The following is a 13,453-nucleotide window of genomic DNA, read 5'->3' as shown; positions in this document are numbered from 1 at the left end:
ACGGGCCCGCTCAAGTGCGGGTCTCGCGGGCTTGCTTGGGCTGATCATCCTGCTCCTGGGCTTCCTCTGTACGCTCGGCGCGGCCATCGAGGACCCCACATCGGGCCATGCGGCCCACCGCGCGTCCGCCCCCGCGCCGATCGGTGGCGGCGGCGCCAGCATCGTGCAGGCGCTGGTGGCCCCCGGCCACCCGGAGCCGGCCCACCCCGCGCACGAGTGCGCTGTGGGGACCCCGCGGCAGACGGCCGCGCCGGACACGCCTTGTCCCGTCCCGCTGGTCGAAGCGCGGCGCTCCTCCGCGGACTGTCCGGGCATCGCGCCCCATCGCACAGCGGGGTACGGCGGCCCTTCCCTGCCGCGGCACCCCGGAACTTCGAGCGTGCTCCAGGTATAGCGGCGGCGCGCGCATCCGGCCGGCGACTCCGCTCACGCGTATGCGGCCCTGCGGCCGCTATGTTCGGAATCGTCCAGTTTCCCTGACGGCCCAAGGCCCTGTGACCACGGACTCGCCGTCCCGCAGGGCGGATCGCCGATGATGCCCGCCGCCTGTCCAGCCACTCCCCGTGCCCCACAGGGGAGGCGACTGCCGCACGGAGGAACTGTGCCCCGCCACCCTCTCGTACGCCACTTGCTCGTACGCCACTTGCTCGTACGCCACCCCCTCCTACGCCGCGCCCACCGAGCAGTCGCCCGGCCCGGCCGTGTGCTCGCGGGCCTGCTGGGCCTGCTGCTGCTCGCGACGGTCCATTGCTCCTTCCATCCCGCCGACGACGGCCACAGCCTCGGGCACGGACATGGATACGGACACGGACACGCCTCGGCGACGGTGTCCGCCGTCGAGAACGCGGTGCGCACGGCGGCGCCGGTCGGGGCCGGCGAGGACCACCACCCCCAGCACGATCACAACTCCGTCTGCGTCTCTCCCGGCCTCACTCCCCAGACGCAGAACACGTCTCAGCCCACGGCGGCCGCGCCGGGGCCGGCGCTCCTGTCCTCGGCCGGCCAACCGCCGGCCCTCGAACCGTCGGCGTCCCCCCGGCGGGCCTGCGGACCGCATCCGCCCCAGAGCGGCCGCTCCACACTGACCAGCACCTGTCGGTGGCGCATCTAGGCCGTCTCTTTCGGATCTTGTCGGGCCCGCGACGCCTGGCACCGCACCTGGCCGCGTTGTCGGGGCGCCCGAGTACGTCCAGTACGCGGCACGCCCCTCCGCCTTGCCATGCACGGCACCAGACGCCGCGGGCTCGGCCGACAAGATCCGAAAGAGACGGCCTAGACCGCTCGCCACGCAGCCGTACGCACCGCCGGGGCGCTCAGCCCTGCGCCGAAGCGGCGGCATGCGCCTGCGACACGAGCGACTACACGACGCGCATCACCGACCGAGAGCGAACCCATGCATTCCTCAACGACCGACGTGACTCCCCCCGCTCGATCCACCCTCTCCGGGCTGGTCGGCAACACCCCGCTGCTCCACGTCTCGGAGCCGCTCGCCCCTGCGGGACGGGGCTTCTGGGCGAAGCTGGAAGGATTCAACCCCGGCGGGATCAAGGACCGGCCGGGTCTGCACATGGTCGAGCGGGCCCGTGCCCGCGGTGACCTGAAGCCGGGGGCCCGGATCATCGAGTCCACCAGCGGCACCCTCGGGCTCGGCCTGGCGCTCGCCGGCATGGTGTACGGCCATCCGGTCACCCTGGTCACCGACCCGGGCCTGGAGATGTCCATGACCCGGCTGCTGAACGCGTACGGGGCCCAGGTCAACGTCGTCTCCGAACCGCACCCGACGGGCGGCTGGCAGCAGGCGCGCCGCGACCGGGTGGTCCAACTCATGGAACAGCACGCGGATTCGTGGTGCCCGGACCAGTACAACAACCCCGACAACACCTCCGCCTACACCCCGCTCGCCCTCGAACTGGCCACCGAGCTGGGGCACATCGACGTCCTGGTGTGCAGCGTGGGCACCGGCGGCCACTCCGCCGGCATCTCGCGCGTGCTGCGTCAGCTCTACCCGGAGCTGACGCTGGTGGGCGTGGACACCGTCGGATCCACGATCTTCGGACAGCCCGCCCGGCCCCGGCTGATGCGCGGCCTCGGTTCGAGCATCTACCCGCGCAACGTCGCGTACGAGCACTTCGACGAAGTGCACTGGGTGGCCCCGGCGGAGGCCGTGTGGACCTGCCGCCAACTGGCGTCCTCCCACTACGCCACCGGGGGTTGGAGCGTCGGCGCCGTCGCGCTCGTGGCGGGCTGGGCGGCCCGCACCCTGCCGAAGGACACGCGGATCGCGGCGGTCTTCCCCGACGGCCCGCAGCGCTACCTCGGCACCGTCTACGACGACGACTACTGCGCGGCCCACGGCCTCCTCGGCTCACCGCCCGCGCCCGAACCCGAGGTCATCGGCCGCCTGAACGAGAAGGAGGTGACCCACTGGACCCGGTGCACCACCGTGGTCGACCCGCTCACGCTGGGCGGCCGGGCGCCGGAAGCCGACGGGACCGGCGCAGGCGGGACCGGCGGCGGCGCGAAGGGGGGCGGGACCGGCGGCGCGAAGGGCGGCGCGAAGGGCGGGAGCGCGTGAAGGGCACCCTCGCGCAGGTCCGCACGTACGAGCGCAGCGTGCAGCTGCTGATGGTGAACCAGTTCACCATCAACCTCGGCTTCTACATGCTGATGCCCTACCTCGCCGCCCACCTGGCGGGCCCCCTCGGGCTGGCGGGCTGGCTGGTCGGGCTGATCCTCGGCGTGCGCAACTTCAGCCAGCAGGGCATGTTCCTGATCGGCGGCACCCTAGCCGACCGCCTCGGCTACAAGCCGATGATCATCGCGGGGATGGCGCTGCGCGTCGTCGGCTTCGCCACCCTCGGACTCGTCGACTCCGCACCCGCCCTGCTGGCCGCGTCAGCCGCCACCGGCCTGGCCGGGGCGCTCTTCAACCCGGCCACCCGCGCCTACCTGGCCCACGACGCGGGCGAACGGCGCGTCGAGGCCTTCGCGCTGTTCAACGTCTTCTACCAGGCCGGCATCCTCCTCGGTCCGCTGGTCGGCATGGTGCTCACCGGGGTCGACTTCCGCGTCACGTGCCTCGTGGCGGCGGGCATCTTCGCCGTGCTGAGCCTCGTCCAGATCCGCGCCCTGCCCGCCCGGCGGGGCGACGACACGAAGGAGCGGCAGGACGGCCCGGCCGAGGGCGTGCTCACGCAGTGGCGCGGCATGCTGGCCAACCGGCCCTTCCTGCTCTTCTCGGTGGCCATGATCGGCTCGTACGTCATGTCCTTCCAGGTCTACCTCGCGCTCCCCCTGGAAGTCCGGCGCCTGGGCGGCGAAGGGCGGTTCGCCGCGGCGGCGGTGGCGGGGCTGTTCGCCGTCTCCGGACTGAGCACGATCCTCTTCCAGACGAAGATCACCACCTGGTGCAAGGCCCGCATGGAACCGGGCCGCGCGCTCACCTGGGGGCTGCTGACGATGGGCCTGGCCTTCGTGCCGCTGCTGGCGGCCACGACCGTACCCGTACCGGACGGTGGCACCGGGCGGTGGCTGCTGGCCGCCGTGCCGCCGGCGCTGGCCGCACTGCTGCTGGCCCTGGGCACCATGATCGCCTACCCGTTCGAGATGGACACCATCGTGCGGCTCGCCGACGACCGTCTGGTCGCCACGCATTACGGGCTGTACAACACCATCTGCGGGATCGGCATCACCCTCGGCAACCTGCTCACCGGCGCGGCACTCGACGCGGCCCGTGACGCCGGAATGTCCGCGCTGCCATGGTTGGCGCTCCTCGCCCTCGGCCTGCTGTGCGCCGCCGCCCTGTACGGCCTGCACCGCACCGGCCGCCTCGCGCCCCCCGCGGCGCGGACGCGGCCCGAAACCGTGACGATCTGACGGGCGATCCGCACCGGCGAGGGGCGGGCGGCCACCGCTGCCCGCCCCTTCCGCCCGGTCGCGGGCGGGCCGCGTGCTCCGATGGGCCTCGACCGGCGGCGAGCCGGTCAGGCCGGGGCCGCCGCCGGGAGGGTGACCTCGAAGCGGCAGCCGCCCGGCACGTTGCGCACCTCGGTGCGCCCCGCGTGGGCCTCGACGATGCCGCGGACGATCGCCAGGCCCAGCCCCGCCCCGGCCGGCGGGGTACGGGCGGCGCTGCCGCGCCAGCCCGTGTCGAAGACGCGGGCCAGATCCTCTTCCGGAATGCCGCCGCAGCCGTCGGTCACCGACAGCACGACCGCATCGGCCCGGTGCTCCGCGGCGAGGGCGACGGTGCCGTCGGCAGGGGTGTGCCGGATGGCGTTGACCAGCAGGTTGGAGAGGACCCGGGTCATCTCCTTGCCGTCGACCTCCACCGGTACGGCGGCCACCGGCTCTCCCACCAGCAGCACGCCGTGTTCCCGGGCGAGCGGATCGGCCCCCGCGAGCGCATCGTCCACCAGGTCGTAGAGGGACATCCGGCTGGGGTTGAGGCTGAGCGCTCCGGCGTGGATGCGGGAGAGTTCGAAGAGGTCGGTGACCATGGAGTTGAGCCGGTCGACCTCGGTGCGGATCTGCCGGTGATAGCGGTCCGGGTCGGCCGCCACGCCGTCCTCCAGGGCCTCGGCCATCGCCCGCAGTCCCGCCAGCGGGGTCCGCAGGTCGTGCGAGATCCAGGCGACCAGTTCGCGCCGCGAGGCCTCCAGGGCCCGCTCCCGTTTGCGCGAGGCGTCCAGTTTGGCGCTGGTCGCCGCCAGTTCCCGGGAGAGCGCGGCGAGTTCGGCGGTGGCTGCCGTCCGGGGCGCCGCGAACCGGCCTCCGTCGCCGAAGTCGCGTGCCGCGAGCGCGAGTTCACGGCTGCGCGCGACGACCCAGCGACCGAGCAGCAGTGCGGTGGCGAGGGCGACGACGGCCGCCATGGCCACGACCACGGTGACCACCCGCAGGTCGTGCGGGGACAGGAACATCGCCCGGGCGACGGCCAGGGTTCCGGCCAGCATCGCGGTGACGGTGACCGCGGCGACCACGGTGAGGGACACGGCGACCGATCGGTGACGGACCAGGCGCAGCGCGAGCGCCCCTGCGAGTCCCGCGCAGCCGGCGCCGCCGAGTGCGAAGAGCACGATCAGCAGGACGTCCTTCATGACGCGGCCTCCGGCTCCGGCGGTCCGGGTTCGAAGCGGTATCCGACGCCCCATACCGTCTGGATCAGCCGGGGCCGGGCGGGGTCGTCCTCGATCTTGGCCCGGAGCCGGCGCACGTGGACGGTGACGGTGGACAGGTCACCGAAGTCCCAGCCCCACACCTCGCGCATGAGCTCCTCCCGGGAGTGCGCCCGTCCCGGGTGCGAGAGGAAGTGGGCGAGGAGGTCGAACTCCCGGAGGGTGAGGGCCAGTTCGCGGCCCCGCCGGGCTGCCCGCCGGGTCGCCGGGTCGAGCCGTACGTCGCCCGCCTCCAGCGGTGACCGCGCCGGGGCGGCGAGCGGCTGGTTGCCCCGGCTGCGGCGCAGGACGGACTCGACCCGCAGGACGAGTTCCCTGGGGCTGAAGGGTTTGGTGACGTAGTCGTCGGCGCCGAGCTCCAGGCCCGCGATCCGGTCGTCCTCGTCGCCGCGTGCGGTCAGCATGATCACGGGTACGGGGGCGGTCGCCCGCAGCCGCCGGCACACCTCCAGGCCGTCCATGCCGGGCAGCATCAGGTCGAGCAGGACCAGGTCCGGCCACCGCTCGGCGGCGCGGCGCAGGGCGTCGGGGCCGTCGGGTGCGTGCTCGACGGCGTGGCCGGCCCGTGCGAGGTAGCCGGAGACGACTTCCGCGACCGTCGGGTCGTCCTCGACCACCAGCACCCGGGCCTGCGGTTCGGTGTTGCTCATGGGTCCCAGGGTCGCATCAGCCCGGCCCCCGGCGGAGGGGCCGGGGCGCCGGAGCGGGCGACGTCCGCGTTTCGTAAGGAGCTGGTGGCCCTTCCCCGGTGTTCGCCTTCCTACGGTGAAACACGTGACCCCAGATGCCGTACTCCCCCGTGTGAACGAGGCCGGGGCCCTGCCCCGGGCCTGGGCCCGCGTCCCCGCCACGCGGTGGACGCGTTCGTGAGCGCGCCCACCGCGTGGCGGGCGGACCCGTACAACGACGCGCTCAGGTCCGGGCGGGGCCCGCTGTTCCTGCGGCGCGGGGACGGCCGGCTGCTGCCCCTGGAGGTGGAGCGCTGGTGCGAGGCCGCCGACGACGCCGACTGGTCCGTACTGCGGCGATGCCGCGGCGCCGTCCTCGACATCGGCTGCGGGCCGGGCCGGCTGGTGGCCGCCCTCGCGGCCCGTGGACACCGGGTGCTCGGCATCGACCTCAGCCCCGAAGCGGTGGCCCGCACGGAACGGGCGGGCGGACCCGCGCTGTGCCGCTCGGTCTTCGACCCCCTGCCCGGGGAGGGCCGCTGGGGCACGGCCCTGCTGATCGACGGGAACATCGGCATCGGCGGGGATCCGGTCGCGCTGCTGCGCCGCATGGGCGAGCTCACGAGCCCCACCGGGAAGATCATCGCCGAGTGCGCCGTCGCCGATGTCGACGAGCGGTGCGAGGTACGGGTCGACGACGGCCGCGGACGCCTGGGCTCCCCCTTCCCGTGGGCCCGCGTCGGCGCCGAGGCCCTGCGCGCGCACGCCGAGCGGGCCGGCTGGACCTCGGCCCGCCGGTGGCACGCGGCGGGACGGCCTTTCGTCGAGCTGATCCGGCCTGCTCGGCAGGACACCCCCTAGTGCTGTGACCTTACGAAACGCGGACGCCCCGCCCGGCCACCCGCCCGGGCGCAGCCCGCCCTGCCAGGCTGGCCCGCATGATCCGCCGCCCCGCCACCCTCACCACGGTCGCCCTGCTGGCCGCGCTGACCGCCGTGCTCGTCCTGACGTTCCGCAAGGACGGCTTCTTCTCCGACCCGGTGGGGCCGACCTGGTGGTACGCGGCTTCCTGGGCCTTGTTCGCCGCTGCGGCCGGGAGTCTGTCCAGGGCTCCCGGGCGGGCCGTCGTCCCGCTGGTGCTCGCCGGTTCGGTCGCCGTCGCGCTCACCGGGCTGGCCGCCGCGCCCCGGACGAGCACCGACTCCTTCCGGTACGCCTGGGACGGCCGGGTCCAGGCCGCCGGCATCTCGCCCTACGACCACGCCCCCGCCGATCCGGCGCTCGCCGGACTGCGCGACGCCTGGCTGTTCCCCGCGGGCCGGGCCTGCACCGGACGTGACGACCTGGCGCCGGTCACGACAGGGGTGTGCACCCGGATCAACCGTCCGCAGGTGCACACCGTCTATCCACCGGCGGCCGAGGGCTACTTCCTCCTCGTGCACGCCCTCTCCCCCGCCGACGTACGGCACAAGGCGCTCCAGGCGGGGGGCGCGGCGCTGTCCGTCGGGGTGACCGGCGCGCTGCTGCTGATCCTGCGCCGGCGCGGCGACCCCCGGTGGGCGGCGTACTGGGCCTGGTGCCCGGCCGTGCCGGTCGAAGCCGTGAACAACGCCCACGTGGACGCGCTCGCCGTGTTCCTGTCCGTCGCCGCCCTCGGGGTGGTCGGCCGCCGACGGGTCGCGGGCGGGGTGCTGTTCGGCCTCGCCATCGCCGCGAAACTGCTGCCCGCCGTCCTGCTGCCGGGGGCGCTGGCGGGGGCCCGTACGTGGCGGCGCGCGGCCGCCGTACTGCTGCCCGCCGCGGCCACGGTCGGCCTGCTGTACCTGCCGTACGTACTGGGGTCGCGGTCCTCCGTCCTCGGCTACCTCGGCGGCTACGCGCAGGAGGAGGGGTACGAGGACCCCGGGGCCCGCGGCCGGTACGCGCTGCTGCGGCTGGTGCTCCCGGACGACTGGGCGGTGCCCGCCGTGGCCGCGGTGATGCTCGCCGTGATCGCGTACGTGTGGCGCCGGGGAGACCCCGAACGCCCGTGGAGCGCGGCGCTTTTGGTGACGGGCGCGGCCTTCCTCCTGACGACCCCCGGGTACTCCTGGTACGCGCTCCTGCTGATCGCCCTCGTGGCCCTCGACGGCCGATGGGAGTGGCTCGGCGTCGCCGTCGCGGGCGCCTTCGTGTACCTGGCCGGGCCTACCCTCGGCCCGGACACCGGCGCGGTTGCCTACGCCCTCGCTGGCACGGCCGTCCTGGCGGGCCGGATGCTCCGTCGCCCCGGGGTGGCCGTGGCCACCCCGGGGCGACGGGCCCAGGACAGGGTCTAGTGCCGGTCACAGCACTAGCAGGCGCTCAGCCACCAGACCCAGGCCCAGGGGGCGTTGCGGTCCTCGCTGTAACCGCCGGGTGAGGTCCAGCCGAGGTTGCAGTACCTGTCATAGAACTTCGCGTGGAAGGAGGGGCCCTGCATGTTCTTCCACGAGCCGACCGTGTTCCACGTGATGCGGACCTTCGTGTCGCAGTAGTAGAGCAGGTACTGGTCGCCGGTGAAGTTCGGCAGGCTGTACGCGCACACGTAGTTGTCCGGGCACGGAACGGTCAAGGCGCCCTGCGTGCCGCTCGGCGCGGCGAGGTCGCGCGCCTGCTTCTCCCCGGGCAGGGCGAGGAGCAGCGCCCCTCCGCCCTTCAGGGCGATCTTGTTGGCGGCCACCTGGGTCCCGCCCGTCTCGGCCAGGTACGCATCGGCCCTGTCCTGGAGGCTCTTGGCCTCGGCGGTGCTCAGCCCGAGGCTTGTGGCCTGGGCCGAGAAGTCCGGCCCGGTGGCGGCGCCGGCCGCACTGGTCGTGGCCACCAACGCGAGGAGGGTCATCATCAGGGCGATGACGGCCTTCCCCAACGAGGTGGACCTGAGGGTTCCGTGCTCTGTCACTGTGTCACCTCTCGGAATGCCGACCTGCATTGCGTTGGCGACAACGGTGCCGTGCTCGACCGCTGTCGGGCTTTGGCACACCGCGCAGAGTTCCTTGGCACCGAGCGCAGTCGACCACCGCATGAACAGCCGGCCGCCGCAAGCCCGCGGCCGCAGCCGCGGTTCAGTCGACGCCCAGGAGGCGCCGTCGGTCAGCGGGACTGGACGCGAAGTCCGCGCACGACGCCCGGTGGACGATGCGGCCCTTCTGCATGACCGCCACGTTCCGGGCGACGGAGAGGGCGAGCCCCAGGTTCTGCTCGACGAGGACCACCGACATGCCCTGCGCACTCACCTCCCGGATCACCTCGCCCACTTGGGCGACGATCGCGGGAGCGAGACCGTCGGACGGCTCGTCGAGGAGCAGCAGGCGCGGATTGCCGAGCAGGGCCCGCGCGATCGCGAGCATCTGCTGTTCTCCGCCGGAGAGTTGGTCACCGCGATGCCCGAGCCGCTCGCCCAGCCGCGGCAGCAGGTCCAGGATGCGGGCCCTGGTCCACGGGCCCCGTGCCGGGCCCCGCGCGGCGATCGCCAGGTGCTCGTCCACGGTCAGCGGCGCGAACACCCGGCGCCCCTGCGGGACGACTCCGACCCCCGCCCGGGCGATCACGTCGACGCGGGCCCCGGCGATCTCCCGGCCGTCGAGGGTGATGCTGCCCTCGTAGGGCCGGACGAGTCCCATGACGGTCGAGACGAGGGTGGTCTTCCCGACCCCGTTGCGCCCGAGGACGGCGACGGTCCCGCCCGCGTCGAGATCGAGGTCGACACCGCCCAGGACCTCTCCCCCGGCGTAGCCGGAGCGCAGGCCGCGCATGCTGAGGAAGGGCTTCATGAGGAGACCTCCATGGTGCCGAGGTAGGCGCTCTGCACCTCTGCGGATGCCCGGACCGCGTCCGGGGGGCCGGTCTTCAGGTGCCTGCCGAGGTGCATGACCGTCACCGTGTCGGCGAGCTCGAAGACCATGTCGAGGTCGTGTTCGATGAGGAGTACGGTCACCTCGCGGGGCAGGGCCGCGATCAGTTCCGTGAGCCGCGCCGTCTCCGCCGGGGACATCCCGGCGGCCGGCTCGTCCAGCAGCAGCAGCCGTGGTTCGGTGGCCAGCGCGACGGCGACCTCCAGCTGCCGCCGCTCCCCGTGGGAGAGTGCGGCCGCCGCGACTTCGTGCCGGGTGGGCAGGCCCACCCGTTCGAGCAGTCCGCGTGCCCGGTCGATCGCCTCCGCCCGGGCGCTCACCTTCCGCCAGCCGCCGAGACCGGCCCGGCCGCCGGCTCCACCCCCGGCCCGGCGGCGCAGCACGGCGAGCAGGACGTTCTCCAGTACGGTCTCGCGCAGGAAGAGGCTGGAGTGCTGGAACGTGGCGGCGACACCGAGCCCGACCCGGCGGTCCACCGGGAGCCGGGTCACGTCCTGCCCGTCGACGAGGATGGCGCCGGCGGTCACCGGCAGGGTTCCCGAGATGAGACCGAACAGGGTGGACTTGCCCGCCCCGTTCGGGCCGATGACCGCGTGCCGGGCGCCCGGCCGCACGGTGAGGCAGACCTCGTCCAGGGCCCGGAAGGAGCCGAAGTGCCGTGACACCCGGCGGAGTTCGAGGAGATCGAGGTCCGTCACGCCGTCCTCTTCCGTGTCGGCTTGAGCGGGAGCCGTACGCCGGCCAGTCCGCGGGGCAGTGTGTAGACGGCGACGACGAAGAACAGTCCGAGCAGCAACGGCCCGCGTCCGGCGACGGCTTCGAGGTTTCCGAGGTAGTCACGGGTGAGCCAGACGAGCGCGGCGCCGGCGCAGGCGCCCCACATCGAGCCGGAACCTCCGATGACGACGGCCAGCAGGGCCAGGGCGGCGATCTCGAATCCGGCGTCGCCGGGCGAGACGAACCGCTGCACCGAGACCCACAGGGACCCGGCGGCCCCGGCCAGCGCCGCGGCGCCGCAGTAGACGGTCAGGGCGTACCTGCGCGTGGGATACCCGATCGCCCGCATCCGGTGCTCGTTGTCGCGGATGCCGCGCAGGGCAAGGGCGAAGGGGGTGGAGCCCAGCCGGGAGACGGCCGCGCAGAGGAGCAGGAACACGGCCAGTACGTAGAAGTAGACCAGTCCGTCCAGCGTCAGCGCGGGCATCCCGGGCAGCGGCACGACGGGCGGGATGCCGGATATCCCGTCGGTGCCGTTCGTCAGCGACTTCCAGTTGACGGCGGCGCTGTAGGCGATCTCGCCGATGGCCAGCGTCAGCATCAGGAACACGACGCCGCGGGCCCGCACGGCCAGCCATCCCGTCGGGACGGCCACCAGCGCCGAAACGCCCGCGGCGATGAGGAGTTGGAGCAACCCGATGTCGGTGAGCCGCGTCGCCACGATCGCCGCCGCGTAGGCACCGACGCCGAAGTAGGCCGACTGGCCGAGGGTCGGCAGTCCGGTCAGGCCGGTGAGCAGGTTCACGCTGAGGGCGAGAAGCGCGAACACCAGGATCCGCGACAGGGTGCCGACGGCGTACGGGCCGAGGAAGAAGGGGGCGAGGGCCAGCCCGACGGCGAGGGCGAGCCTGACCGCGACGGCCGTGCGGGACGTGCTCATGTGCGCACCGCCGAGGGGACCAGGCCGTGCGGGCGGACCACGAGCACGGCCAGCATGGTGCCGAAGAGGAGGAAGGGGGCGTACTCCGGGAGCAGCGCCACCCCGAGCGTCTGCACCTGGCCGATGAGGAGGGCTCCGGCGAGCGCGCCGCGTACCGATCCGAGGCCTCCCACGACCACGACGACGAGCGAGAGGACCAGCACGGTCTCGTCGACGCCCGGCCCGGGGCCGAGGATCGGAGCCCCGAGGACTCCGCCGACCGCCGCGAGGGCCGCGCCGGACGCGAAGACCCCGTAGAGCACCTTGCGGATGTCGACACCGAGCGCGCGGACCATGTCCCGGTCGGCGACGGTGGCCCGTACGAGGGCGCCGAGCGAGCTCCGTTCGAAGACCAGGTACACGAGGAGCGCGAGGCCCGCCGCGACGCCGATGAACACCAGCCGGTAGACCGGATAGGCGTGGCCGAGGAGGTCCACCGTGCCGCGCAGGGACGTCGGCGGGTCGGTGGGCAGCACCTCGCCGCCGAAGGCCGCGGCGAGGAGGTCGGCCACGATGAAGGTGATGCCGAGCGTCAGCACGGCCTGGTCCAGGTGCCCGCGCCGGGCCAGGGGCTGAGTGAGGAAGGTCAGCGCGGCCCCGCCCATGCTGCCCACCAGGACCCCGGCGGCCAGGGCGAGGAGCAGGCCCCACAGCGTGCCGTCGGACAGGGCGTAGGCGACGTAGGCCCCGGCGAGGTAGAGCGTGCCGTGCGCGAGGTTGAGCACGTCCATCATGCCGAAGACCAGGGAGAGTCCGACGGCGATCGTGAACAGCAGCAGACCGAAGGCGACCCCGTCGATGACGCTGACGAAGTTCCCGTCCAACCATCCGGTCATCTCAGCCGCCCAGCCGGCCGAGCTCGGAACGGACGGTGTTCGCCCCCTGCTTGACCTCCCGCAGGTACCAGGGCTGGACGGGCGTACCGCCGCTGTTGAACCGCCAGGTGCCGCGCGGGCTGTCGATGTCCCCGACCTTGGCGATGGCCGCGTTGACCGCCTCGGGGGTCACGGTGTCACCGGCCGCCTTGATCGCCTTGTCGAGCACCTGCGCGGCGTCCCAGGAGGCCATCGCGTAGGTGGTCGGGGCCGAACCGAACACGGCCGTGTACGCCGGTGCGAACTGCTTGTTGGCGGCGTTGTCCAGGTCGGCGCTGTAGTTGAGCGCGGTGAGGATGCCGTTCGCCGCGTCTCCCTGTCCCTTGAGTACGCCGCCCTCGGTGAGGAAACCGGGCGCGTAGAGCGGAATCCGGCCGGCGAGCCCGAAGTCCCGGTACTGCTTGACGAAGTCGACGGCCGCGCCGCCCGCGTAGAAGCAGAAGACCGACTTCGCCCCGGACTTCTCGATCTGCGCGAGGTACGGCTGGAAGTTCTTGGTGCCCGGGAACGGGGTGTAGACCTCCTCCCCGGCGAGCTTGCCGCCGGCGGGGAGGAAGGTGGACTTGAACCCCTCCACCTCGTCCTTGCCCGCCTGGTAGCCCGCGGCGATCAGGAAGACCGGCTCGCCGCCGGCCTGTTCGGCCACGTGCTTGCCCAGCGCCTTGCCCGGCTCGTCGTTGACGTACGAGGTGCGCCAGATGTACTGGGTCCCGGTCAGCGTGGTCGGTGAGGCGTTCGAGCCGACGAGCGGGGTCCTGCTGGTCTCGAAGAGGTCCTTGACCCCGTTGATGGTGGCCGAGCTGACCACACCGCTCACGGCCAGCACCCGGTCCTGCTTGACCAGTTTCTCCGCGGCCGCCTTGCCCGAGTCGGCCGTCTCCCCCTCATCGGCGATCACGATCTCGACCTTGCGCCCGCCGAGTTGACCGCCGTGCTGGGCGAGGTAGAGCTCGAAGCCCTGCTTCATGTCGTCGCCGAGTGCCTTGTAGATCCCCGACTGGGGGACCAGCAGCCCGATCTTCACGGGCCCGCTCTGCTCGTTGTCGCCGCCGGTCCCGAGGCTGGCGCCACCACATGCGGTGGCGGCCAGCGAGAGCGCCGCCGCTGCGGCGGTCAGACGGATATGACGAAACCGACCTGTCATGGGAACTCCGTACGTCGTCGA

At 73.1% G+C, this 13,453-nt stretch carries 14 protein-coding genes; 5 read left to right on the top strand and 9 right to left on the bottom strand.

The annotated features are described in order from the left end of the window. The first annotated feature begins 31 nt into the window (after window positions 1-31). On the top strand, window positions 32-394 hold the full coding sequence (locus ACZ45T_RS19540; RefSeq protein WP_468442862.1) for a hypothetical protein: 363 nt from the start codon (window positions 32-34) through the stop codon (window positions 392-394). A gap of 270 nt (window positions 395-664) precedes the next feature. On the opposite strand, the gene ACZ45T_RS19535 is transcribed toward ACZ45T_RS19540, so the two are convergent. Beyond that, window positions 665-904, bottom strand: a complete 240-nt coding sequence (locus ACZ45T_RS19535) for a hypothetical protein (RefSeq protein WP_468442861.1) — start codon at window positions 902-904, stop codon at window positions 665-667. 489 nt (window positions 905-1,393) lie between these two features. Here ACZ45T_RS19535 and ACZ45T_RS19530 point away from each other — a divergent pair, with 489 nt between their 5' ends. Both ACZ45T_RS19530 and ACZ45T_RS19525 read left to right on the top strand, forming a co-directional pair. Next, entirely contained in the window at window positions 1,394-2,575 is a 1,182-nt protein-coding gene (locus ACZ45T_RS19530) for a PLP-dependent cysteine synthase family protein (protein ID WP_468442859.1), read from the top strand. Next, entirely contained in the window at window positions 2,572-3,876 is a 1,305-nt protein-coding gene (locus ACZ45T_RS19525) for an MFS transporter (protein WP_468442857.1), read from the top strand. The genes ACZ45T_RS19530 and ACZ45T_RS19525 overlap by 4 nt, the downstream gene beginning before the upstream one ends. Before the next feature lie 107 nt (window positions 3,877-3,983). Here the strand turns inward: ACZ45T_RS19525 and ACZ45T_RS19520 are convergent, their stop codons facing one another. Beyond that, complete coding sequence (locus ACZ45T_RS19520; RefSeq protein ID WP_468442855.1) at window positions 3,984-5,099, bottom strand: sensor histidine kinase; 1,116 nt, start codon at window positions 5,097-5,099, stop codon at window positions 3,984-3,986. Beyond that, the gene (locus tag ACZ45T_RS19515; RefSeq protein WP_468442853.1) at window positions 5,096-5,827 is read right to left on the bottom strand and encodes a response regulator transcription factor; all 732 of its coding nucleotides are present in this window, start codon (window positions 5,825-5,827) and stop codon (window positions 5,096-5,098) included. Before ACZ45T_RS19515 ends, ACZ45T_RS19520 begins: the two co-directional genes overlap by 4 nt. 216 nt (window positions 5,828-6,043) lie before the next feature. Here ACZ45T_RS19515 and ACZ45T_RS19510 point away from each other — a divergent pair, with 216 nt between their 5' ends. Together ACZ45T_RS19510 and ACZ45T_RS19505 are read left to right on the top strand one after the other, a co-directional pair. Continuing rightward, window positions 6,044-6,706, top strand: a complete 663-nt coding sequence (locus ACZ45T_RS19510) for a methyltransferase domain-containing protein (protein ID WP_468442851.1) — start codon at window positions 6,044-6,046, stop codon at window positions 6,704-6,706. 77 nt (window positions 6,707-6,783) lie between these two features. After that, complete coding sequence (locus ACZ45T_RS19505; RefSeq protein WP_468442849.1) at window positions 6,784-8,163, top strand: glycosyltransferase 87 family protein; 1,380 nt, start codon at window positions 6,784-6,786, stop codon at window positions 8,161-8,163. A gap of 14 nt (window positions 8,164-8,177) precedes the next feature. On the opposite strand, the gene ACZ45T_RS19500 is transcribed toward ACZ45T_RS19505, so the two are convergent. The 6 genes from ACZ45T_RS19500 to ACZ45T_RS19475 form a co-directional block, all read right to left on the bottom strand. Continuing rightward, window positions 8,178-8,765 carry a peptidase inhibitor family I36 protein gene (locus ACZ45T_RS19500; protein WP_468442847.1) on the bottom strand — a complete coding sequence of 196 codons (588 nt, stop codon included), beginning with the start codon at window positions 8,763-8,765 and terminating at the stop codon, window positions 8,178-8,180. 163 nt (window positions 8,766-8,928) lie between these two features. Further along, window positions 8,929-9,636: an ABC transporter ATP-binding protein gene (locus ACZ45T_RS19495; protein WP_468442845.1), complete on the bottom strand. Its 708-nt coding sequence runs from the start codon at window positions 9,634-9,636 to the stop codon at window positions 8,929-8,931. Continuing rightward, complete coding sequence (locus ACZ45T_RS19490) at window positions 9,633-10,415, bottom strand: ABC transporter ATP-binding protein (protein WP_468442843.1); 783 nt, start codon at window positions 10,413-10,415, stop codon at window positions 9,633-9,635. Before ACZ45T_RS19490 ends, ACZ45T_RS19495 begins: the two co-directional genes overlap by 4 nt. Then, a complete protein-coding gene (locus ACZ45T_RS19485; RefSeq protein WP_468442841.1) occupies window positions 10,412-11,374 on the bottom strand; it encodes a branched-chain amino acid ABC transporter permease in 963 nt (320 codons plus the stop codon). The genes ACZ45T_RS19490 and ACZ45T_RS19485 overlap by 4 nt, the downstream gene beginning before the upstream one ends. Then, window positions 11,371-12,249, bottom strand: coding sequence for a branched-chain amino acid ABC transporter permease (locus ACZ45T_RS19480; protein WP_468442839.1), 879 nt, complete (start codon window positions 12,247-12,249; stop codon window positions 11,371-11,373). The genes ACZ45T_RS19485 and ACZ45T_RS19480 overlap by 4 nt, the downstream gene beginning before the upstream one ends. 1 nt (window position 12,250) lies before the next feature. Then, a complete protein-coding gene (locus ACZ45T_RS19475) occupies window positions 12,251-13,432 on the bottom strand; it encodes an ABC transporter substrate-binding protein (protein ID WP_468442837.1) in 1,182 nt (393 codons plus the stop codon). Window positions 13,433-13,453 lie beyond the last annotated feature (21 nt).

Source organism: Streptomyces sp. NPDC030995 (assembly GCF_055571215.1).
This window is presented reverse-complemented; position numbering and strand designations above follow the sequence as displayed.

Excerpts from the sequence above, each read along its gene's own strand:
- ACZ45T_RS19530 (WP_468442859.1), top strand. The coding sequence starts at position 1,394 with ATGCATTCCTCAACGACCGACGTGACTCCCCCCGCTCGATCCACCCTC.
- ACZ45T_RS19520 (WP_468442855.1), bottom strand. The coding sequence starts at position 5,099 with ATGAAGGACGTCCTGCTGATCGTGCTCTTCGCACTCGGCGGCGCCGGC.
- ACZ45T_RS19515 (WP_468442853.1), bottom strand. The coding sequence starts at position 5,827 with ATGAGCAACACCGAACCGCAGGCCCGGGTGCTGGTGGTCGAGGACGAC.
- ACZ45T_RS19505 (WP_468442849.1), top strand. The coding sequence starts at position 6,784 with ATGATCCGCCGCCCCGCCACCCTCACCACGGTCGCCCTGCTGGCCGCG.
- ACZ45T_RS19495 (WP_468442845.1), bottom strand. The coding sequence starts at position 9,636 with ATGAAGCCCTTCCTCAGCATGCGCGGCCTGCGCTCCGGCTACGCCGGG.
- ACZ45T_RS19485 (WP_468442841.1), bottom strand. The coding sequence starts at position 11,374 with ATGAGCACGTCCCGCACGGCCGTCGCGGTCAGGCTCGCCCTCGCCGTC.
- ACZ45T_RS19480 (WP_468442839.1), bottom strand. The coding sequence starts at position 12,249 with ATGACCGGATGGTTGGACGGGAACTTCGTCAGCGTCATCGACGGGGTC.
- ACZ45T_RS19475 (WP_468442837.1), bottom strand. The coding sequence starts at position 13,432 with ATGACAGGTCGGTTTCGTCATATCCGTCTGACCGCCGCAGCGGCGGCG.